Annotated in this window: 19 protein-coding genes; 8 read left to right on the top strand and 11 right to left on the bottom strand. The window is 66.5% G+C overall.

The window, feature by feature from the left end; all coding sequences use genetic code 11:
* Positions 1-73: 73 nt before the first annotated feature.
* Positions 74-766: a TorF family putative porin gene (locus C1931_RS04380; protein ID WP_108752294.1), complete on the bottom strand. Its 693-nt coding sequence runs from the start codon at positions 764-766 to the stop codon at positions 74-76.
* 198 nt (positions 767-964) lie between these two features.
* Between C1931_RS04380 and kbl the strand changes: the two genes are divergently transcribed.
* Positions 965-2,173, top strand: a complete 1,209-nt coding sequence (gene kbl / locus C1931_RS04375) for a glycine C-acetyltransferase (RefSeq protein ID WP_108748684.1) — start codon at positions 965-967, stop codon at positions 2,171-2,173.
* A 191-nt stretch (positions 2,174-2,364) separates the two neighbouring features.
* Here the strand turns inward: kbl and C1931_RS04370 are convergent, their stop codons facing one another.
* The 4 genes from C1931_RS04370 to C1931_RS04355 form a co-directional block, all read right to left on the bottom strand.
* Positions 2,365-2,700: a hypothetical protein gene (locus tag C1931_RS04370; RefSeq protein WP_108752292.1), complete on the bottom strand. Its 336-nt coding sequence runs from the start codon at positions 2,698-2,700 to the stop codon at positions 2,365-2,367.
* Between the two features lie 86 nt (positions 2,701-2,786).
* On the bottom strand, positions 2,787-3,596 hold the full coding sequence (locus C1931_RS04365; RefSeq protein WP_108755508.1) for a pseudouridine synthase: 810 nt from the start codon (positions 3,594-3,596) through the stop codon (positions 2,787-2,789).
* 20 nt (positions 3,597-3,616) lie between these two features.
* Positions 3,617-4,126: a hypothetical protein gene (locus C1931_RS04360; RefSeq protein ID WP_108748682.1), complete on the bottom strand. Its 510-nt coding sequence runs from the start codon at positions 4,124-4,126 to the stop codon at positions 3,617-3,619.
* 219 nt (positions 4,127-4,345) lie between these two features.
* Positions 4,346-5,437, bottom strand: coding sequence for an OmpA family protein (locus tag C1931_RS04355; protein ID WP_108748681.1), 1,092 nt, complete (start codon positions 5,435-5,437; stop codon positions 4,346-4,348).
* Positions 5,438-5,795: 358 nt separating this feature from the next.
* Between C1931_RS04355 and C1931_RS04350 the strand changes: the two genes are divergently transcribed.
* From C1931_RS04350 to C1931_RS04330, 5 genes are all read left to right on the top strand, one after another.
* Complete coding sequence (locus C1931_RS04350; RefSeq protein WP_108757648.1) at positions 5,796-6,812, top strand: zinc-binding alcohol dehydrogenase family protein; 1,017 nt, start codon at positions 5,796-5,798, stop codon at positions 6,810-6,812.
* A gap of 196 nt (positions 6,813-7,008) precedes the next feature.
* Positions 7,009-7,650 (top strand): hypothetical protein, encoded by a 642-nt coding sequence (locus tag C1931_RS04345; RefSeq protein ID WP_108755507.1) that lies wholly within the window; start codon positions 7,009-7,011, stop codon positions 7,648-7,650.
* A 79-nt stretch (positions 7,651-7,729) separates the two neighbouring features.
* Positions 7,730-9,760 carry an NADPH-dependent 2,4-dienoyl-CoA reductase gene (locus C1931_RS04340; RefSeq protein ID WP_108755506.1) on the top strand — a complete coding sequence of 677 codons (2,031 nt, stop codon included), beginning with the start codon at positions 7,730-7,732 and terminating at the stop codon, positions 9,758-9,760.
* Positions 9,761-10,061: 301 nt separating this feature from the next.
* Positions 10,062-10,520 carry a cell wall hydrolase gene (locus C1931_RS04335; protein WP_108748678.1) on the top strand — a complete coding sequence of 153 codons (459 nt, stop codon included), beginning with the start codon at positions 10,062-10,064 and terminating at the stop codon, positions 10,518-10,520.
* Positions 10,521-10,606: 86 nt separating this feature from the next.
* The gene (locus tag C1931_RS04330; RefSeq protein WP_108752286.1) at positions 10,607-11,218 is read left to right on the top strand and encodes a glutathione S-transferase N-terminal domain-containing protein; all 612 of its coding nucleotides are present in this window, start codon (positions 10,607-10,609) and stop codon (positions 11,216-11,218) included.
* Between the two features lie 106 nt (positions 11,219-11,324).
* On the opposite strand, the gene C1931_RS04325 is transcribed toward C1931_RS04330, so the two are convergent.
* The 6 genes from C1931_RS04325 to C1931_RS04290 form a co-directional block, all read right to left on the bottom strand.
* Positions 11,325-12,380 (bottom strand): suppressor of fused domain protein, encoded by a 1,056-nt coding sequence (locus tag C1931_RS04325; RefSeq protein ID WP_108755505.1) that lies wholly within the window; start codon positions 12,378-12,380, stop codon positions 11,325-11,327.
* Between the two features lie 43 nt (positions 12,381-12,423).
* Entirely contained in the window at positions 12,424-12,927 is a 504-nt protein-coding gene (locus tag C1931_RS04320) for a hypothetical protein (RefSeq protein WP_108755504.1), read from the bottom strand.
* A 164-nt stretch (positions 12,928-13,091) separates the two neighbouring features.
* Positions 13,092-14,972 carry a propionate--CoA ligase gene (gene prpE, locus C1931_RS04315; RefSeq protein WP_108755503.1) on the bottom strand — a complete coding sequence of 627 codons (1,881 nt, stop codon included), beginning with the start codon at positions 14,970-14,972 and terminating at the stop codon, positions 13,092-13,094.
* Between the two features lie 628 nt (positions 14,973-15,600).
* Positions 15,601-16,215 carry an RluA family pseudouridine synthase gene (locus tag C1931_RS04300; protein WP_108755502.1) on the bottom strand — a complete coding sequence of 205 codons (615 nt, stop codon included), beginning with the start codon at positions 16,213-16,215 and terminating at the stop codon, positions 15,601-15,603.
* A 76-nt stretch (positions 16,216-16,291) separates the two neighbouring features.
* On the bottom strand, positions 16,292-17,278 hold the full coding sequence (locus C1931_RS04295; RefSeq protein ID WP_108748672.1) for a malate dehydrogenase: 987 nt from the start codon (positions 17,276-17,278) through the stop codon (positions 16,292-16,294).
* Positions 17,279-17,396: 118 nt separating this feature from the next.
* The gene (locus C1931_RS04290) at positions 17,397-17,891 is read right to left on the bottom strand and encodes a peptidylprolyl isomerase (RefSeq protein WP_108748671.1); all 495 of its coding nucleotides are present in this window, start codon (positions 17,889-17,891) and stop codon (positions 17,397-17,399) included.
* Between the two features lie 221 nt (positions 17,892-18,112).
* Here C1931_RS04290 and typA point away from each other — a divergent pair, with 221 nt between their 5' ends.
* Both typA and C1931_RS04280 read left to right on the top strand, forming a co-directional pair.
* Positions 18,113-19,960: a translational GTPase TypA gene (typA, locus tag C1931_RS04285; protein ID WP_108748670.1), complete on the top strand. Its 1,848-nt coding sequence runs from the start codon at positions 18,113-18,115 to the stop codon at positions 19,958-19,960.
* 11 nt (positions 19,961-19,971) lie between these two features.
* On the top strand, positions 19,972-20,439 hold the full coding sequence (locus C1931_RS04280) for a DUF2127 domain-containing protein (RefSeq protein WP_108752281.1): 468 nt from the start codon (positions 19,972-19,974) through the stop codon (positions 20,437-20,439).
* Positions 20,440-20,457 lie beyond the last annotated feature (18 nt).

Raw genomic sequence — 20,457 nt, 5'->3', positions numbered from 1 at the left:
AAAGGCGCCCATCGGGCGCCTTTTTCGTGGAGCGTGCCAGGCAAGCCAGGCACCTACCGTAACGCCTGCGGCGTCAGTTGCCGATGGCAACCGACAGCATCACGCGGCTGTGCGCCAGCTTGCCGGAGTTGTAGCGGCCGTCGCTGTCGGTGCCGTAGTAGCCCAGGCCCACGTTGAACATGCCGAACTGGCGGCTGACGCCAACGTTCCAGTCGGTGTAATCCTTGGCGATGCCCTTTTCGAAGGTGCTGCGGCCGACGTTGGCGCTCAGCGTGAAGTCCTGCGGCAGGCCCCACTCACCGCCCAGCGCGTAGTACCAGCCATCGGTGCTGCTGTTCCACACGTCGTTGCTGTAGGCCACCGTCAGCTTGTAGGTGTCATCCAGCGTGGTGGTGGTGATCAGCTCGTTGTAGTTCAGCTCGCTGGCACCGGGGTAGGTGTAGCGGTTCAGCAGCACATCGAAGTTCAGGCGTTCGGTGGCGTCAATGCCGTAGCCGATCTGGTAGTCCACTTCGACGCTCGGGTCGCCCGGGCCGAAATCCACGCCCGAACCCCACACGCCGGCATACAGGCCGACCGGGCTGGTGTAGGTGAAGCCGGCCTGCAGGGTCGGATCTTCGTCGGTCTGCGAGACGCCACGGAACAGGTAATCGGAAACAGCGGTGACATTCCAGCTGTAAGGCGACTCGGCCTCCTGGGCGCTGGCGGCAAACGGGGCCAGGGCAAGGGCGGCGGCAAGGGACAGGCAGGCACGGGCGTGCTTCATGGGCGTCTCCGGTGGGGGGCGGTGGCGTGGAAGGCGGAAGCGGCAACCGGGCCAGACAGGGCCGGTTCACGAATTTTTAACCCGTTTGCTATTGCGATGCAACATGTGCCGGCCATGGCGGTGGCGCGCCCTGCCCGGTCGACGGCCCGGGTTGCCCGGTAGAATCGGTGGTTTCCCGTGCTGAGCCGTGCCCACGCCATGACCGACGCCTCCTCCGCCCTGACCCGCCATTACGCCGACGAACTGGACGCCATCCGCGCCCAGGGCCTGTTCAAGTCCGAGCGGATCATCACCAGCCCGCAGTCGGCCGAGATCACCCTCGACGACGGCCGCACCGTGCTGAACTTCTGCGCCAACAACTACCTGGGCCTGGCCGACCACCCGGACCTGATCCAGGCGGCCAAGGACGCGCTGGACAGCCACGGCTTCGGCATGGCCTCGGTGCGCTTCATCTGCGGCACCCAGGACCTGCACAAGCAGCTGGAAAAGCAGATTGCCGACTTCTTCGGCAAGCAGGACACGATCCTCTACGCGGCCTGCTTCGACGCCAACGGCGGCCTGTTCGAGCCGCTGCTCGGTGAGAACGACGCGATCATTTCCGACGCACTGAACCATGCCTCGATCATCGACGGCGTGCGCCTGTGCAAGGCCAAGCGCTTCCGCTACGCCAACTGCGACATGGCCGACCTGGAAGCACAGCTGCAGGCCGCTGATGCGGCCGGCTGCAAGACCAAGCTGATCACCACCGACGGCGTGTTCTCGATGGACGGCTTCATCGCCCCGCTGGACGAGATCACCGCGCTGGCGAAGAAGTACAACGCACTGGTGCACATCGACGAATGCCACGCCACCGGCTTCCTCGGTGCCAGCGGTCGCGGCTCGGCCGAAGTGAAGGGCGTGCTGGAAAAGATCGACATCATCACCGGCACCCTGGGCAAGGCCATGGGCGGCGCGCTCGGCGGTTTCACCTGCGCCAGCGCCGAAGTGATCGAACTGCTGCGCCAGCGTTCGCGCCCGTACCTGTTCTCCAACTCGCTACCGCCGCACGTGGTGGCCGCCGGCATCAAGGCCTTCGAGATGCTGGCCGCCGCTGATGACCTGCGCAGCACGCTGGTGCAGAACACCGCCTACTTCCGCGAAAAGATGGTGGCCGCCGGCTTCGACGTGAAGCCGGGCGTGCACCCGATCAGCCCGGTGATGCTGTACGACGCACCGCTGGCGCAGAAGTTCGCCGAGCGCCTGCTGGAAGAAGGCATCTACGCGATCGGCTTCTTCTTCCCGGTGGTGCCCAAGGGCCAGGCGCGCATCCGCACCCAGATCAGTGCCGCCCACACCCGCGAGCACCTGGACCGCGCGATCGATGCGTTCACCCGCATCGGCGTGGAACTGGGCGTGATCAAGGGCTGATCAGGTCCGGGGTCGGATCCCTTTCCGCTGGAAAGGGCTCTGACCCCACCGCGCAGAGCGTGCCGACCAAGGTCGGCACCTACCGGGCTGATGGCGTGCTGACCCCGCGCGGGGTCGGATCCCTTTCCGCAGGAAAGGGCTCTGACCCCATCAGGCAGCGCGTGCCGACCAAGGTCGGCACCTACCGGTGCTTACTTCTTCTTTTTCTTCTTGTCCTTGGGCTCGTCCTTGCTGGCCACCACCACCGGCTTGGCGGCGGCGTCCTGCGCGTTGCCCTTGGCCACGCGGATGCCGTTGGCCTTCATCCAGGCATCGAACTGGTCGGCGGTCATCTTCTGGTCGCCGTTGCTCATCATGAAGCGGTAGCTGCCGCGGCCATCCAGTTCCGGGGTCTTTACCTCCACCACCGGCGCCTCGGCCGGGGTTTCGGCCTTGGCCACCTTCTTGTGGCCGCTGCAGGCGGTCAGCACGGCCAGCGGCAACAGCAGGCCGGCGCAGCGCAGGGTTCGGTTGAGGGTCGGGTACATGGGCACACTCCGTTCAAGTAAATCGAAAACCAGGCGCCCCCTACGCCTGGAACGGTGGCTGGCCGCGGCCAGCCGTGGGCCGGACTTCAGCCCGGTGCAGCAGCCACAAGCTGCTGCTGGTCGCTGACCTGCAGCTCCCGCCATTGCCCCTTGCCGAGATCGCCAAGCACCAGCCCGCCGATCGCGACCCGGACCAGGCGCAGCACCTGCAGGTCGAAGGCCGCCAACAGGCGACGGATATGGCGGTTGCGGCCCTCTTCGAGCACCACCTCCAGCCACGCGGTCTTGTCGCCGCTGCGCAGGACGCGCACGGCACGGGCCACCAGGAACTCGCCCTCGTCTTCAATACCGGCCTGCAGCGCCGCCAGGGTGGCGTCGTCGGGCAGGCGGTCGGTCTGCACGTGATAGGTCTTGTCCGGCCCGGTCTGCGGATCGGTCAGGCGCGCGGCCCACTGCGGATCGTTACTGAACAGCAGCAGCCCTTCGCTGGCCTTGTCCAGGCGCCCCACCGGGGCGATCCAGGGCAGGCCGGCGCCATCGAAACAGCGGTATACCGTGTCGCGCCCACGCTCGTCCTGGGCGGTGGTCACCACCCCGCGCGGTTTGTTCAGCATCAGGTACAGGCGCTGCGGCGGCGCCAGCGGCTGGCCATCCACCTCGATCGGTGGCGCCGGGCTGACAATCGGGAATTCGGGGTCACGCACGATGCGCCCGGACACGCGCACGCGGCCTTCGGCAATCCAGCGCGCGGCTTCGGTACGCGAGCAGACGCCCGCCTTGGACAACACGCGGGCCAGGCCATGGCGAACCCCGGTCGGTGCCGCAGTGGCAGTCGCACGCCCACGCGGTGCGTGGGCGCGGGCGGCGGGGGTGGCAGGCGGGCGGCGCGTGCGCAAGCCTCTGCTCCCCGCGCGGCTTACTTCTTCTCGCCCGGCTTGGTTTCAGCCGGTGCTTCGGTGGCGGGCGCCGGCGCCGCGGCCGGTGCCGGGCGTGCCTTGACCACGCGCACGCCGCGCGCCTTCATCCAGGCGTCGAACTCTTCGGCGGTCATGCGCTTGCCGTTCTGGCTCATGTCGAAGCGCCACGGCGTGTTGTCGAACTCGGTCTGCGGCTTGTACGCGGCCGGGTCGTTCGGCTTCACCGCCGGCGCACTCGGAATGGCCTTGGCGATGTTCTGGCAGCCATCGATGCGCAGACGCTGCAGCACCTGGTCCAGCGACTGCGACGGGTCGTAGCTGCTGCCCAGCACGCCGGCGGACATGCCCAGCTGGCTGCCGCGGATGTACAGCTCGTCAGCCACCGGCGCGATGGCGGTGGCCGGCAGGGGCAGCGGCGACGCGCTGGTGTTGACCGAGCAATCAACCGCGGCGTGGGCAGCGGGAACCAGGGCCAGCGCCAGAACGGCGGCCGATGCAGAGCGCAACATGAGGGGCATCCACGAAAGGAAGTGACGCGGCGAGTTTAGCAATGCCGGCACAGCTTTCAAGCGGAACCTTCAATGAATACGGCAACTTGTTGGTTTTCTGGAGAAAAAGCCGATGGACGGTCGTCTAGTACGCGGTACCCGCACATTCCCTGGCTCCACAAACAACAAGACCCGGCCGAAGCCGGGTCCTGCTGTGTCTTACTGGCAGAGCGTCAGAACTTAGTTCTGGACGTTCAGCTCGGTACGACGGTTCTTGGCGCGACCTTCCGGGTTGTCCGAACCATCCGGGTTGGTGTTCGGGGCAATCGGACGGCTCTCGCCGTAGCCGATCGGGCCCTGCAGACGCGAAGCGTCCACGCCGTTCTGGGTCAGGTAGTTGTACACCGCGGTGGCGCGACGCTCGGACAGCTTCTGGTTGTAAGCGTCGGTACCCTTCGAGTCGGTGTGACCGGCCACTTCAACGCGCAGATCCGGGTAACGCTTCAGGATTTCCGAAGCTTCCGACAGGATGGCCACAGCGTCCGGACGCAGGTTCGACTTGTCGAAGTCGAAGTTCACGCCCTTCAGGTCGATCGAGACCGGCACCGGGCAACCGTCCGGACCGATGGTCTGACCCGGCTGCGAGTTCGGGCACTTGTCGTCGCAGTTGTTGACGCCGTCACCGTCGTCGTCCAGATCGGCGCAGCTCGGGGCAACCGGAGCCGGAGCCGGGGCAGCAGCCACCGGGGCCGGGCCCAGCGGGATCACGACGCCGACCGAAGCCAGCACGTCGCCGAACCAGCTTTCGTCACGAGCGGCAACGCTCTGGTCGTCGAAATCAGCGCGGTAGGCCACTTCGGCGCGGACAGCAACGCGCTTTTCGAAGGTGGTCTGCAGGCCGACGCCCAGCTTGGCCGACAGGTTGCCGTCCTTGCGCTCACGCGGACCGTTGTTGTCCAGGGCAGCGTACTCTTCCTCGGACTTCTGGTAGCCCAGGCCACCGACGATGTACGGGTTCCAGCCGCGGCCTTCCTGGATGAAGTGGCGACGCAGGTCGAACGACACGCCGTACTGCGACCAGTTCAGATCCTGGTTGGCGTCGAAGTTCGGGTTCTGGTAGTTCAGCTCACCGTCCAGCGACCAGTTCGGGCTGATGAACTTGCCCAGACCCAGGGTGACGAACGGGGCGTCATTGGTCAGACGGTCGCTGTCCTGGAAGTTGAAGCCAGCCGAACCGGTCAGGTACCAGCGGTCATCGAACTCCTGCGCCGACGCAGCCTGGGCGAAAGCCAGACCGCCCAGCAGCGCGGCAGTAAGGATCTTCTTGTTCATTGAGTACAGCTCCTATTTCGGGGGTATGAAACCGGTAGAGGCATGGGCCAGCACTACTGCGTCGATGTTCAGACAGCCGATTCAGCACGCCACCGCCGCGAACATTATGCTCAGGCGGGTGAAGGTCATGTTAACAGTCCCGTAACATGTGAAGCGTCGTACCCGACCAGCCACCGGTCGGACGTTGAAACCCTATACAGGATCATGAAAATCCGCAATACCCCCGTGGCACAAGGGTTTGAGGGGCATTAAGGACACAATGTGACAACTGCGGAAAAGGGAAACTCGCGACGATTCAGCGCGCGCCCATCGAGGTGAGGAACCTTATGATGAACGCACGAACCGAGCCGGAGTCATGATGAAAGCCGTCGCCCTGTGTCGTGAATCTCTGCCTGCGCTGCAGGATGTGCAGTTGCCTCCGCCCCTGCCTCCGCGGGGGCGTGATCTGCTGGTGCGGGTGCAGGCGATCTCGGTCAACCCGGTCGATGCCAAGCAGCGCGCGGCCACCACCGACGCCATGCTCGACCGGCCCCGCGTACTCGGCTGGGATGCGGCCGGGGTGGTGGAGGCGATCGGTGAAGAGGCCAGTCTGTTCGCTTCCGGCGACGAGGTCTATTACGCCGGCGACGTGACCCGCCCGGGCTGCAACGCGCAATACCAATGGGTGGATGAACGGCTGGTGGCGCGCAAGCCCACCACCCTGGATTTCGCCGAAGCCGCCGCCCTGCCGTTGACCACGCTCACTGCGTGGGAGCTGCTGTTCCAGCGCATGCCGTTGCAGCTGGACGGGCGCCGCCATGCCGGGCAACGCCTGCTGGTGATCGGCGGCGCCGGCGGTGTGGGCTCGATGGCGATCCAGCTGGCCCTGCACGCCGGTTTCGAGGTTATTGCGACAGCGTCGCGCGAAGCGTCCGTGGACTGGTGCCGACGAATGGGCGCGGCCCATGTGATCGACCACCACCAGCCCCTGCTGCCGCAGTTGCAGGCCCTGGGCATCGACAGCGTGCAGGTGGCGCTGAACCTGGCCGACACCGACCACTACTGGGACGAACTGGGGCAGATCGTGGCGCCGCAGGGCCATGTCGGGCTGATTGTCGAGCCGCGCGGGCCGCTGCGCATCGGCGATCCCTACAAGGCCAAGTGCATCGGCATCCACTGGGAATTCATGTTCGCCCGCGCGCGTTTCCAGACCGCCGACCAGATTGAACAGCACCGCATCCTCAACCGTGCAGCCAGCATGATCGACGCCGGCCAACTGCGCGGCACCCTGAGCGAAGTGGTGGGCAGCATCAACGCCGCCAACCTGCAGGCAGCGCATGAGCGCCTGGCCAGCGGTCGCACGATCGGCAAGCTGGCGTTGTCCGGCTGGGAATGACGGATCGGTAGAGTCGAGCTTGCTCGACTGACAAGGCCGGTAGAGTCGAGCTTGCTCGACTTCGCGAGACGACAGTCGAGCAAGCTCGACTCTACCGCCACCTGTGTGCGCGGATTGCCCGGCATCTGTATCTATTGCAGCGCGGAATTCGGGATTACGGTGGCAACAGTTGCCCTCCCCCACCCCCGAGCCCGTCATGCCTACCGCCCTGCCCCTGCGCCTGCTGCAGTTGATCACCGGCCTGTTCCTGTACGGCTTCGGTGCCGCCCTGATGATCCGCGCCGGCATCGGCGTCGCCCCGTGGGATGTGCTGTCGCAGGGCATCGCCGCGCAGACGCCGCTGTCGTTCGGCCTAGCCACCAACGCCATCGGTGCGCTGGTGCTGCTGCTGTGGTGGCCGCTGCGGCAGAAGCCCGGCGCCGGCACCGTGCTGAACGTACTGCTGATCGGTCCCTCGGCGCAGATCGGCCTGTGGCTGCTGCCGCCGGCCACCGCGCTGGGCTGGCAGGTGGTGTTGTTCACCAGCGGTCTGCTGCTGGTCGCCCTGGCCACCGGCCTGTACATCGGCGCGCGCCTGGGCCCGGGCCCGCGCGACGGGCTGATGACCGGCCTGCACGCCCGTACCGGTTGGCCGATCTGGAAGGTGCGCAGTCTGATTGAAGGCAGCGTGCTGCTGCTGGGCTGGTGGCTGGGCGGCGATGTCGGCCTGGGCACGCTGGCCTTCGCCCTGTTGATCGGGCCGTTGTGCGGCATCACCCTGGGCTGGTTCGGCATCGGCCGCGCCCCGGCGGCGGGCGCCGCACCCCGCCCGGCGAGCGCGCAGCGCGGCGTGGGGTAATCGGCCGCGGCCGGGGCGCCCCTTGCCCCGGCCGCCGTTTCACGGCACGCTTCGCGCTTCCGTACGCAAGCGTATCGACATGTCGCCAGCCAACGAAACCGCCTACCCGAACCTGTTCGCCCCGCTGGACCTGGGCTTCACCCAGCTGCGCAACCGGGTCCTGATGGGCTCGATGCACACCGGCCTGGAAGACCGCGCCCGTGACTTCCCGCGCCTGGCCGCCTACTTCGCCGAGCGTGCCGAGGGCGGCGTGGGCCTGATCGTCACCGGCGGCTTCGCGCCCAACGTGGTCGGCTGGCTGAAGCCGTTCGGCGGCAAGCTGTCCTGGCCCTGGGAAGTACGCCCGCACCGCCAGCTCACCGCCGCCGCCCACCAGCACGGCGCGAAGATCTGCCTGCAGCTGCTGCACGCCGGGCGCTATGCCTACCACCCCCTGTCGGTGGCGCCGTCGAAGCTGAAGGCACCGATCAACCCGTTCACCCCGCGTGCGCTGTCGGCCAGCGGCGTGGAGCGCCACATCGCCGATTACGCGCGCAGCGCCCGGCTGGCCCGCGAGGCCGGCTACGACGGCGTGGAAGTGATGGGTTCGGAGGGCTACCTCATCAACGAATTCATCGCCCCACGCACCAACACCCGCAGCGACCGCTGGGGCGGTGATGCCAGCCAGCGCATGCGCTTTGCGGTGGAAATCGTGCGCCGCATCCGCGAGGTCTGCGGGCCGGATTTCATCATCATCTACCGCTTGTCGCTGGTGGACCTGGTGGACAACGGCAGCAACTGGGAAGAGATCGTGCAGCAGGCCCAGGCGATCGAGGCCGCCGGCGCCACCATCATCAATTCCGGCATCGGCTGGCATGAGGCGCGCATTCCCACCATCGCTACGTCGGTGCCGCGCGCGGCGTTCGCCGGGGTCACCGCCAAGCTGAAGCCGCACGTGAAGGTGCCGCTGGTGGCCACCAACCGCATCAACATGCCCGACGTTGCCGAGCGCATCCTGGCCAGTGGCGGCGCCGACATGGTGTCGCTGGCACGCCCTCTACTGGCCGACCCGCAGTGGACGAACAAGGCGCGTGCCGGCCGCGCCGAGGCCATCAACACGTGCATTGCCTGCAACCAGGCCTGCCTGGACCATGTGTTCGAAAACAAGCTGGCCAGTTGCCTGGTGAACCCGCGCGCCGCGCACGAAACCGAACTGGTCTACCGCCCCACCGCTGCGCCGAAGAAGATCGCCGTGGTCGGCGCCGGCCCGGCCGGGCTGGCCTGCGCCACCGTGGCCGCCGAGCGTGGCCACCAGGTCACCCTGTTCGATGCCGGCGATGAGATCGGCGGCCAGTTCAACGTGGCCAAGCGCATTCCCGGCAAGGAAGAATTCCACGAGACCCTGCGCTACTTCCGCCACAAGCTGGCTGAAACCAAGGTGGACGTACGCCTGGGCACCCGCGCCGACGCCAGCGCGCTGGCCGGCTTCGACCACGTGGTGCTGGCCACCGGCATCGTGCCGCGGCGGGTCGATTTCCCCGGTGCCGACCACCCCAAGGTGGTGAACTACCTGGACGTGCTGCTGGGCCGGGTGCAGGTGGGCGCCAGTGCGGCGATCATCGGCGCCGGCGGTATCGGCTTCGACGTGGGCGAATTCCTCAGCCATGACGGCCCCTCACCTGCGCTCGACCCGCAGCGCTGGATGGCCGAATGGGGCGTGGACGCCCGCTTCGAGGCGCGCGGCGCCCTGGCCACGCCCGCGGTGGAAGCCTCGCCGCGGCGGCTGTGGCTGCTGCAGCGCAGCCCCGGCAAGCCCGGTGCCCGCCTGGGCAAGACCACCGGCTGGATCCACCGCGCCACGCTGAAGGCCAAGGGCGTGCGCATGCTCGGTGGCGTGGAGTACCTGGGCGTGGACGATGCCGGCCTGCGCATCCGCGTGGACGGCAGCGAACAGCTGCTGCCGGTGGACCACGTGGTGATCTGCGCCGGGCAGGAACCGCAGCGCGCGCTGCAGGCCGAACTGGACGCTGCGGGCATCACCGCGCAGCTGATCGGCGGTGCCGACGTGGCGGCAGAACTTGATGCAAAGCGTGCGATCAATCAGGGCAGTCGCGTCGCCGCCGCGCTCTGATCGGCACATGAATGGGGGCGCGAATGTGATTTCCGTCACCGCCCCCGAAGCTGAATGTCAAGCCGAGCGATTCAGGAAGCGTTCGGTAACAGCCCCCTACCTTGCGCCAACTTTCCGCTCACCAGCCAGTTTCCGGTGAGCCGGTGCGGTCCTCCCTGATCGGTTCGTGATCAATGTTTTGGAGGCCGCCCACGGGGCGGCCCCGATGGCCGCCTCCCCATCACGCCAAGTCGTACCCAGCCCCCGGCCGCCCCCCGCAGCCGGAACCGCGCGGTGCGGCCCATACGGAGCAAGGAGTCATATGAAACTGGCCTGGATTCTCTGGCTGTCGCAGTTGTTGCCGCAGCCGGCGGCTGATTCGCTGTGTTTGAGCACCACCGTTTACCTGGAAGCCCGCGACCAGACCCTGCGCGGCCAGCAGGCCGTGGCCGAAGTGGCCCTGCGCCGCCTCGACAGCGGGCTGTGGGGTGATTCGATGTGCCAGGTGGTGACTGCGCGCAAGCAGTTCGCGCCCACCCTGGTATCGCCCGGCACCCAGCTGGGCAACGACGCCGCCTGGAGTGAAGCGATGAACGTGGCCTTCGACGCCGAGCGCAACTGGGCGCTGCCGGCCGGCGAACGCCGCGAGATCGTGCCCGGCGCCAGCCACTTCGCCGCACTGGCCATTGCCAGCCCGAACTGGCGCAACGCCTACCAGGTGGCCACCATCGGCGATCACACCTTCTATAAGGTGCAGAACCTCAAGCCTCGCCAGTCGTAACGATCTGTTGCCGGCGGCAGCGTTGCCGCCGCTGCCGGGGCTCTGGGATAGTGGGTGTTTCCGCCACGCCCTACCCTGGAGTTCCCATGAAGCTGTACAGCAAGCCCGGTGCCTGCTCCACCGCCGACCACATCGCCCTGCAGTGGACCGGCCAGCCGTTCGAAGTGGAACTGCTGAACAAGGACACCCTGAAGGGTCCGGAATTCCTGAAGATCAATCCGGCAGGCGCCGTCCCGGCGCTAGTCGATGGCGACTTCGTGCTGGTGCAGAACGCGGCCATCATGGGTTACATCGCCGACAGCTTCCCGCAGGCCGGCCTGGGCGGCGATGGCAGCCCGCGCCAGCGCGCCGAAGCGGCCCGTTGGCTGTCCTTCGTCAATTCCGACGTGCACCCGGCGTTCTCGCCGCTGTTCGCACCGGGCAAATTCATTGCCGACGAAGGCCAGTACGATGCGGTCCGTGCCGCCGCCCACAAGCGCCTGCGCGCGCTGTTCGAAACCGCCGACAAGCAGCTGGCCGACAAGCCCTGGCTGGCCGGTTTCCGCAGCTTCGCCGACCCGTACTTCTACATCACCCTGCGCTGGGCAGCCGGCACCAAGGTGGACCTGTCCGGTCTGGACAACCTGGCCGCCTACAAGGCGCGCATGGACGCCGACGCCGGCGTGCAGGCCGTGCTGAAGGCCGAAGGCCTGGCCTGATGCCAGTGTGGGGTCAGAGCCGTTCGCCGCGCGAACGGATCTGACCCCGGGGTCGGATCCGCCTGCGCAGCAGACGGCTCCGACCCCATCGGCTTAACCGTTACGGTCAACCGATCTCGCGGATGACGTTGCCCTTGCCGTCGCGCAGCTGGGTCGGCACCACCTCGATCTGCAGCGCCGCGTTCAGCGGGTAGACCCCGCGACGCGCGGGAAGCGCCGCAGCCGCCTGCAGGCCGGCCTCGTCCAGCACCCAGTACGCGTTGTCATCGTCGATCGCCGTGGCAGCCTCTGCCCCGCCCGGGGCGAACGTCCACTGCCGTTCACCGCTGACCAGTTCCAACGGCTTGCCGTGGCGCAGGCGAAGGCCCAGCAGTTCGGCAACGCTGTGCACCTGGCCCGCGCCGAGCACCAGCGTGGTCACGCCGTCCTGCTGGCGCCAGTGCAGCGTCTCGACGAACAGCATGCCGGTGGTCGACCCTTCGCGCTGGCTGCCTTCCTGCACCTGCGCGGCCAGCGCCGGATCATCCAGCAGGTTGCCGCGGTGCAGATCGCTGATCCACAGCGGCATCGCCGGCTGCAGCACCTGCAGCACGCCGCGGGTCGACCAGCGCTTGATCGCTTCCATTTCCTCGTCGGTCAAGCCGACCAGCTGCAGGAACTGCAGGTGACCGTTGGCGGTGTCGCGCGGCGGCAGCTGCGGGTCGGCCACGAAGGCCAGGTGGCACAGGCGGGTGTCAGTCTCCAGCGCGATCGGGCCGTTGGCATTCAGATGGTGGCCATCCTCGAACACGTTGCCGCTGCCGAACACATAGCGCGCCAGGTTCTGCAGCAGGTTCATCGGCCACACCGGCGGGGTGCTGCCGGCGCTTTCACCGGCACTGGCGGCCAGGCGGAAGGTCAGCTCGAACCCATAGCCACTGACCTGCGCATCGCTGCTTTCCTTCGCATACAGCTCGGAAAAGCCGTAGGTCACGTAGTGCCAATGCGGTTGCGGTGCATCGGCCCAGTACACGCTGATGCCATCCAGCGGATCCTGGCCGCCCAGCGTATAGGGCAGTGCCGTGCCGAAATGCTGCGGCGCCTGCCCGGCATACAGCGGCGCCAGGGCCGCGTTGATCGCATCCCAGCCGGGGGTATCGGTGTCGTCGATGTCGTCCTGCACGTAACGCTTCCAGTGGAAAGAACACGCCACTGTACGCCCTGCATCAGCCGGGCACGACCCCGGCGACGGTGGTGGCCAGGCGCGCCTGTGTTTCCTGCCACCAGCGCTGGGCCAGTGCCGGGCTACGCGCACTGCCTACTGCCGCAAGCAGTTCCGGGCACAGCCGCTCCAGTGCCAGCGCATCCTTGCAGCGCTCGATCTTCAGCTGCAGGAAGTAGCCCTTCAGGCCCAGATGGCGGCGCACCGCCTCGCTCATTGCGTCATACAGCTGCTGATAGAGCGCCGGGTCCTGCTCGCGCCCACTGCTGATGCCGCGCGCGGGCACCGCGTCGGCGGCGCCGCCGACCACCTCGATCAGGCCCATCGCGCTGAGCTGCTGCAGCGCATCCGGTGGCACACGCAGGCCTTCAAACAGCGCCTGCAGTTCCGTGTCGTTGCGTTGCCCGTCGACCATCAACAGCAGCGAGCGCAGCGCCGCCGGCAGGCGCCGGCCGCGGTCTTCGATTTCCTGGCGGCCAGCGGCCGTCTTGCCATGCAGCAATGCCATGCATCCCCCTTGCCTGGTGCGCCGTAACTGCGCGCCCTGCGGGGCGCGCTCCCCAGGGCCGAGCTTAGCGCATGTTCTGCCGGAGGTTTGGTAGCGCCAGGCCATGCCTGGCGGCTTTTCCGTCCGCTTCGCACGCCGGGCATGGCCCGGCGCTACCCAAGCGGTCAGCGCCCCAGCGCGCGGCGGATCTCTTCCAAGGCGCCCGGATCGTCCAGGGTGGACAGATCGCCCGGGTCGCGCTGTTCGGCCAGCGCCTGCAGCGAGCGCCGCAGCAGCTTGCCCGAGCGGGTCTTGGGCAGCGCGTTGACCACGTGGATGTGCGCCGGCCGCGCCACCGCACCCAGTGAAGCGGTAACGGCGGCCATCATCTCGGCCACCACCGGCGCCGGATCATCGCCCTGCAAGCCCTGCTTCAGGGTCACGAACACCAGCGGCACCTGCCCCTTCAGCTCGTCCTTCACCCCGATCACCGCCGCCTCGGCCACGCGCGGGTGACCGGAAATGGCTTCTTCGATCTCACGCGTACCCAGCCGGTGGCCGGCCACGTTGATCACATCGTCGGTGCGGCCGAGGATGAAGGTATAGCCATCGTCATCGCGGATCGCCCAGTCCAGCGAGCTGTACAGCAGTTCCTTGAAGTGGCTGAAGTAGCTCTGCATGAAGCGTGCATCGTCGTTCCACACGGTGCTCATGCAGCCCGGCGGCAACGGCGGGGTGACGACCAGCACGCCCTTCTGCCCAGCGGCGACTTCTTCACCCGTGTTCTCATCGATCACCTTCATGCGGTAACCGAGGTTGGGGAAGCCCGGCGAGCCGAAGCGCACCGGCTTCATGTCCAGCCCCGGCAGCAGGGTCAGCGCCGGCCAACCGGTTTCGGTCTGCCAGTAGTTGTCGATGATCGGCTTGCCCAGCGCATCGTTGATCCAGTGCGCGGTGGGCTCATCCAGCGGCTCGCCGGCCAGGAACAGGTACTTCAGTGCATCCAGGTCGTGGCGATGGATGAAGTCGGCATCGTGCTTCTTCAATACGCGGATCGCCGTAGGCGAGGAGAACATCGTGCGCACGCCGTACTGCTCGCACAGCGCCCACCAGATGCCCGGGTCCGGGTTGGTCGGCAGCCCTTCGTACAGCAGTGACGTGCAGCCGCCGATCAACGGGCCATACACGTTGTAGGAATGGCCGACGGCCCAGCCCACATCCGAGGTGGAGAACATCACCTGGCCCGGACGGCAGTCGAACACCGTTTCCATCGACTGCGCCATGGCCACCGCATAGCCGCCCACATCGCGCTGCACGCCCTTGGGCTTGCCGGTGGTGCCAGAGGTGTAGAGCAGATAGCTGGGCTCGCTCGATTCAAGCCAGGTGACCGGCACATCCACTTCGCCCACCTGCGCGCGCAGTTCGGCGTAGTCCACATCGCGCCCCGGCACGCGCGGTTCGGCAGCGTCCAGCCCGCGCGAGACGATCAGCACATGCGGCGGCGGATTGGCCGCCTCGGCACAGGCAGCATCGACCATGCCCTTGTACGGAATGACCTTGCCACCGCGCATGCCGGCGTCGGCGGCGATCAGCAGCTTGGGCCTGGCATCGTCGATGCGCAGCGCCAGGTTGTGCGCGGCGAAGCCACCAAACACCACCGAATGCACCGCACCGATGCGCGCGCAGGCCAGCATGGCGAACACGGCTTCGGCCATGTTGGGCATGTAGACCACCACCCGGTCGCCCTTGCCCACGCCCAGGTGCTGCAGCACCGCGGCGAAGTCATTCACTTCGCGATGTAGCTGGCGGTAGGTGATCTCGCGGGTGACGTTGGTTTCGGTAGACACCGCCACCAGCGCCAGCTGGTCGGGGCGATCGGCCAGGTGGCGATCGACGGCGTTGTAGCAGAGATTGGTTTCACCGCCGACGAACCAGCGGCGGAACGGCGGGTTGCTGTAATCGAGCACCTGCTTTGGCGGGGTATGCCAATGGATGCGCTTGGCTTCCTCGCCCCAGAATGCCTCCGGCTCGTCGATCGAGCGGCGGTAGGTTTCTTCGTAGTTCATGACGCAGCCCTCCCAGACAAAGTCATGGGTTCGAGCATAGTGCCGGGCTGGCGGCCGGGCCGCCCTACCTTGGTAGGGGGTGGGTGTGTTCTGCAGGGCTTGCAGCCCTGCACCTGCTTGGAGCAACGGCAAAGGCAACGGCAAAAGCAGGGTGTCCGTGGGATGGCGGGGTGGGTCCGGTTGCGGGGGACGCCGCAAGTACGTCCCTGTAGGCTTGGCCGCGGCATCCATGCCGCGGACACCCCCGCAACCGGACCCACCCCGCCTTCGACAGTTTCCTGCGATCTGTCGGTACCGCGTTCTGCTCTGGTAGGTGTCGACCTTGGTCGACACAGTAGATCCACGCCATGCGTGGATGCAATTCGAATTCAATTCGAGATTTTCGATTCCGATAGAGATTCATCCACGCATGGCGTGGATCTACTGGCAATCGGCCAACTGTCAGAGGCGGGGCGGTGTCGGATTGCGGGGTGTCAGCCGCATGGATGCGGCTGCCAAGCCTACAGGGACGTACTTGCGGCGTCCCCGCAATCCCACACCGCCCCGCCATCCCACGGAATGCCCGCTTTTGCTTTTGACGTTGCCGTTGATCCAAGCAGGTGCAGGGCTGCAAGCCCTGCCGAATCCCCTAGAACGGTGCCGCGGACTCGAATGCCAGTGCAGCACCCGTTACCGGGTGCGTGAACGCCAACGCGCACGCGTGCAGATGCACCCGCTGCGCCGGCGCGGCGCCATACAGCACGTCACCGACGATGGGATGGCCAAGACTGGCCATGTGCAGCCGCAACTGATGGCTGCGGCCGGTCACCGGCTCCAGCGCCACGCGCGTAGTGCCCGCCTCCACATCGCGCGCCAACACCTGCCAGCGCGTCAGCGCCGGCTTGCCGCGCGCGTGGTCGACCATCTGCTTCGGCCGGTTCGGCCAATCCACGATCAACGGCAGGTCCACGTCACCGGCATCGTCGGCCAGCAGGCCCTGCAGCACGGCCTCGTAACGCTTGCCCACCTGCCGTTGCTCGAACTGCATCGACAACGCCGCCTGCATCGCCTTGCCGCGCGCATGCAGCAGCAGGCCCGACGTTACCTGGTCCAGCCGGTGCACGGTCAACGCGTCCGGGTACAGCGCCTGCAGGCGTGTCACCACGCAGTCCTGGTTTTCCTCGCTGCGGCCCGGCACGGACAGCAGGCCGGCCGGCTTTTCGGCCAGCAGCAGCGCGTCATCGAAGTAATGCAGGTGGATCATCGGTGTCCATAGTCGTTCAAACGAAAACGGGGAAGCCGAAGCTTCCCCGCTTTCTGCGTACCGGCCGAGGCCCGTATCAGCCCAGCAGGTGGGCCACGCCGGAGCGCTCTTCTTCCAGCTCGGCCAGGGTCTTGTCGATGTACTTCTGGCTGAAGTCGTCGATCGGCAGATCCTTCACCAGGGTGTACTTGCCGTTTTCGGTGGTCACGGCGAAGCCGAAGATCACGCCTTCCGGAATGCCGTAGGAACCGTCGGACGGCACGCCCATGGTCACCCACTTGCCGTTGCTGCCCAGCACCCAGTCACGCACGTGGTCGATGGCGGCGTTGGCAGCCGAAGCGGCCGAGGACGAGCCACGGGCTTCGATGATGGCCGCGCCGCGCTTGCCCACGGTCGGGATGAAGGTGTTGGCGTTCCATTCCTGGTCGTTGATCGCATCGGCGATGGACGCGCCATCGGCGGTGGCGAAACGGTAGTCCGGGTACATGGTCGGGCTGTGGTTGCCCCACACCACCAGCTTTTCCATGCCGCCAACCGGCTTGCCCAGCTTGTTCGACAGCTGGCTCAGCGCGCGGTTGTGGTCCAGGCGCAGCATGGCGGTGAAGTTTTCCGGCTTCAGGTCCGGGGCCGACTTCATGGCGATGTAGGCATTGGTGTTGGCCGGGTTGCCGACCACCAGCACCTTCACGTCACGGCTGGCGACCTTGTTCAGCGCCGCGCCCTGGGCGGTGAAGATCTTGGCGTTTTCCAGCAGCAGGTCCTTGCGCTCCATGCCCGGGCCGCGCGGACGCGCGCCGACCAGCAGGGCGATGTCCGCGTCCTTGAACGCCACTTCGGCGTCGTCAGTGCCGACCATGCCGGCCAGCAGCGGGAAGGCGCAGTCTTCCAGTTCCATCATCACGCCCTTCAGGGCGGCCTGGGCCTTGTCCACCGGCAGTTCCAGCAGCTGCAGGATGACCGGCTGGTCCTTGCCCAGCATTTCGCCGGAGGCGATGCGGAACAGCAGGGCGTAGCCGATCTGGCCGGCAGCGCCGGTCACGGCAACACGAACGGGTGCTTTCATGGGGGTTTCCTCTTGCTTGCAAGCGTTGGATAGGACGCCGCGGGCGTGGCCACGCAGGCCTGGCAGGCGGCGGGGAACGTGGAAACGGCCACCCGTGGGTGGCCGTTTCAAAGGGGAATCAGGCGGCGAGGATCTTGTTCCACTCGGCCACGCGATCAGCCTTGGCGGCCAGCGCGGCGTCGACATCGCCTTCCAGGGTGATCGAATGGATCACGTCGCCCTGCTTGACCGAATCCACGATGGCCTGGCCTTCCAGCACCTTGCCGAACACGGTGTGGCGGCCGTCCAGCCAATCGGTCTTGATGTGGGTGATGAAGAACTGGCTGCCGTTGGTGTTCGGGCCGGCATTGGCCATCGACAGCGAGCCGACCTCGTGCTTCACGCCGTTGTTGGTTTCGTCTTCGAACTTGTAGCCCGGGCCGCCGGTGCCACGACCCTGCGGGCAGCCGCCCTGGATCATGAAGTCGGCGATCACGCGGTGGAAGATCAGGCCGTCATAGAAGCCCTGCTTGACCAGGTTCACGAAGTTGGCCACGGTCAGCGGCGCCTTGTCGGCGAACAGCTCGACCTTGATCGGGCCCTGGGTGGTGTCGAAAGTGGCGATGAGGGACATGAAGATCCTTGATGCAAAGGGGAACGCGTCTAGCCACCTAGTTTACACCCGCCCCGTGGCGCTGGCGGCTTCGACCATCGGCGCAGCCCCGGGCCCTCGTTCAGGCCCCAGCTGAATGGGGCTCAGGCGGTCCTGCAACATGGGTTTTCGCCAAGCGTCAAGTTAGACGTATAATGTTGGACTTCTTTTTCCAAATCCGGCGCCGACTGGCCCCCTTTCGCATGTCCATCGAAAATCTTCGCAACATCGCCATCGTCGCCCACGTCGACCATGGCAAGACCACCCTGGTCGACCAGCTGCTGAAGCAGTCCGGCACCCTGTCCGAGCGCACCGTCCTCGCCGAGCGCGTGATGGACAGCAACGACCAGGAAAAGGAACGCGGCATCACCATCCTGGCCAAGAACACGGCCATCACCTGGGAAGACAAGAAGACCGGTATCAAGAACCGGATCAACATCGTCGACACCCCGGGGCACGCCGACTTCGGCGGCGAGGTCGAGCGCGTGCTGTCGATGGTCGACACCGTGCTGATCCTGGTCGACGCGATGGACGGCCCGATGCCGCAGACCCGCTTCGTCACCCAGAAGGCCTTCGCGATGGGCTTCAAGCCGATCGTGGTGGTCAACAAGGTTGACCGCCCGGGCTCGCGTCCGGAGTGGGTGATCGACCAGGTCTTCGACCTGTTCGACAAGCTGGGTGCCACCAACGAGCAGCTGGACTTCCCGATCGTCTACGCCTCGGCCCTGAACGGCTATGCCGGCCTGGAAGACACCGTGCGCGACGGCGACATGACCCCGCTGTACGAAGCGATCATGCAGCACGCGCCGAAGCCGGAAGTCGATCCGGAAGGCGCCTTCCAGATGCGCATCAGCCAGCTGGACTACAACAACTTCGTGGGCGTCATCGGCATCGGCCGCATCCAGCGCGGCACCCTGAAGAAGAACATGCAGGTCGCGGTCATCGACCGTGAAGGCAAGAAGCGCAACGGCAAGGTCGCGCAGGTGCTGGGCTTCCTGGGCCTGGAGCGCATCGAGCAGGACACCGCCGAAGCCGGTGACATCGTCGCCATTTCCGGTATTCCGGAGCTGACCATCTCCGACACCCTGTGCCACCCGGACACCCCGGAAGCGCTGCCGGCCCTGACCGTCGACGAGCCGACCATCTCGATGACCTTCCAGGTGAACAACTCGCCGTTCGCCGGCAACAAGGACCTGTCCGGTGGCAAGTTCCTGACCAGCCGCCAGATCAAGGACCGCCTGGACCGTGAAAAGGTCCACAACGTGGCCCTGAAGGTCGAACAGCTGGAAGACGCCGACAAGTTCCTGGTCTCCGGCCGTGGCGAACTGCACCTGTCGGTGCTGATCGAGAACATGCGTCGCGAAGGCTACGAGCTGGCCGTGTCGCGCCCGGAAGTGATCATCAAGGAAATCGACGGCCAGATGATGGAGCCGATCGAGCAGCTGGTGGTGGACATCGAAGAAGTGCACCAGGGCGGCGTGATGGAAAAGCTGGGCACCCGCAAGGGCCAGCTGAAGAACATGGAGCCGGACGGCAAGGGCCGCGTGCGACTGGAATACTCGATCCCGGCCCGTGGCCTGATCGGCTTCCAGAACGAGTTCAAGACCCTCACCCAGGGTTCGGGCCTGCTGTTCCACGTGTTCGACCACTACGGTCCGAAGGAACAGGGCGCCATCGCCAAGCGCATCAACGGCGTGATGATCGCCAATGCGCCGGGCGTCACCCCCGCCTACTCGCTGGGCCCGCTGCAGGAACGCGGCAAGCTCTTCGCTGCTGAAGGCGACAACGTGTATGAAGGTCAGCTGGTCGGTATCCACTCCAAGGACAACGACCTGACCGTCAACGCCATCAAGACCAAGCCGCTGACCAACATGCGCGCTTCGGGCAAGGACGATGCGATCCAGCTGACCCCGGCGATCAAGTACTCGCTGGAACAGGCCCTGGACTTCATCGAAGACGACGAGCTGGTCGAGATCACCCCGAAGGAGATCCGTCTGCGCAAGAAGTTCCTGACCGAAAGCGACCGCAAGAAGGCTTCGCGCGGCGGCTGAGCCAGCAGACCGTGAGCCAGAATGGCTACAACCCGGATCCGCATCGGCATCCGGGTCTCCATGTCATCGCCCTGCTCGAAGCGAGCAAGGCGATGCTGGCGTTGTTGGCGGCGACCGGGCTGGAAATGCTCGGTCCGCAGCCGCTTCGCGACGGGGTCAATGCCCTGATCCGGCGTTTCAGTCTGGACCCGGATCACGGCACCCTGCCCTCGCTGTTGAACATGATCAGTCCCGACGCGGTGCATCTGGCCGCGGCGGCGATGATCGGCTACGGCCTGCTGCACCTGGTCGAAGCCTGGGGTCTGTGGAAGGCCAAGGCCTGGGCCTCGTGGCTGGGCTGCCTGACCGCCTCCATCTACCTGCCCTTCGATATCTACGCGATCATCCGCCACCCGGGCTGGGCCTCGGGCAGCGTACTGGCCATCAACCTGGTGGTCGTCTACGTGCTGGCGCGCGACCTGCGCAAGCGCAAGCGCTGAGCAGCGGCTAGACTGGCC

It is taken from the genome of Stenotrophomonas sp. YAU14A_MKIMI4_1, assembly GCF_003086855.1.
Lineage (GTDB): Bacteria > Pseudomonadota > Gammaproteobacteria > Xanthomonadales > Xanthomonadaceae > Stenotrophomonas.
Note: the sequence above shows the minus strand (reverse complement) of the source record. Positions and strands in the feature narration are given on the sequence as shown.

Bases quoted from the DNA above. Each gene is read 5' to 3' on its own strand.
- C1931_RS04345 (WP_108755507.1), top strand. From the start codon at position 7,009: ATGCCTACCGCCCTGCCCCTGCGCCTGCTGCAGTTGATCACCGGCCTG.
- C1931_RS04350 (WP_108757648.1), top strand. From the start codon at position 5,796: ATGAAAGCCGTCGCCCTGTGTCGTGAATCTCTGCCTGCGCTGCAGGAT.
- C1931_RS04355 (WP_108748681.1), bottom strand. From the start codon at position 5,437: ATGAACAAGAAGATCCTTACTGCCGCGCTGCTGGGCGGTCTGGCTTTC.
- C1931_RS04370 (WP_108752292.1), bottom strand. From the start codon at position 2,700: ATGTACCCGACCCTCAACCGAACCCTGCGCTGCGCCGGCCTGCTGTTG.
- C1931_RS04380 (WP_108752294.1), bottom strand. From the start codon at position 766: ATGAAGCACGCCCGTGCCTGCCTGTCCCTTGCCGCCGCCCTTGCCCTG.
- kbl (WP_108748684.1), top strand. From the start codon at position 965: ATGACCGACGCCTCCTCCGCCCTGACCCGCCATTACGCCGACGAACTG.
- C1931_RS04330 (WP_108752286.1), top strand. From the start codon at position 10,607: ATGAAGCTGTACAGCAAGCCCGGTGCCTGCTCCACCGCCGACCACATC.
- C1931_RS04295 (WP_108748672.1), bottom strand. From the start codon at position 17,278: ATGAAAGCACCCGTTCGTGTTGCCGTGACCGGCGCTGCCGGCCAGATC.
- C1931_RS04335 (WP_108748678.1), top strand. From the start codon at position 10,062: ATGAAACTGGCCTGGATTCTCTGGCTGTCGCAGTTGTTGCCGCAGCCG.
- C1931_RS04340 (WP_108755506.1), top strand. From the start codon at position 7,730: ATGTCGCCAGCCAACGAAACCGCCTACCCGAACCTGTTCGCCCCGCTG.
- C1931_RS04300 (WP_108755502.1), bottom strand. From the start codon at position 16,215: ATGATCCACCTGCATTACTTCGATGACGCGCTGCTGCTGGCCGAAAAG.
- prpE (WP_108755503.1), bottom strand. From the start codon at position 14,972: ATGAACTACGAAGAAACCTACCGCCGCTCGATCGACGAGCCGGAGGCA.
- C1931_RS04320 (WP_108755504.1), bottom strand. From the start codon at position 12,927: ATGGCATTGCTGCATGGCAAGACGGCCGCTGGCCGCCAGGAAATCGAA.
- typA (WP_108748670.1), top strand. From the start codon at position 18,113: ATGTCCATCGAAAATCTTCGCAACATCGCCATCGTCGCCCACGTCGAC.
- C1931_RS04290 (WP_108748671.1), bottom strand. From the start codon at position 17,891: ATGTCCCTCATCGCCACTTTCGACACCACCCAGGGCCCGATCAAGGTC.
- C1931_RS04360 (WP_108748682.1), bottom strand. From the start codon at position 4,126: ATGTTGCGCTCTGCATCGGCCGCCGTTCTGGCGCTGGCCCTGGTTCCC.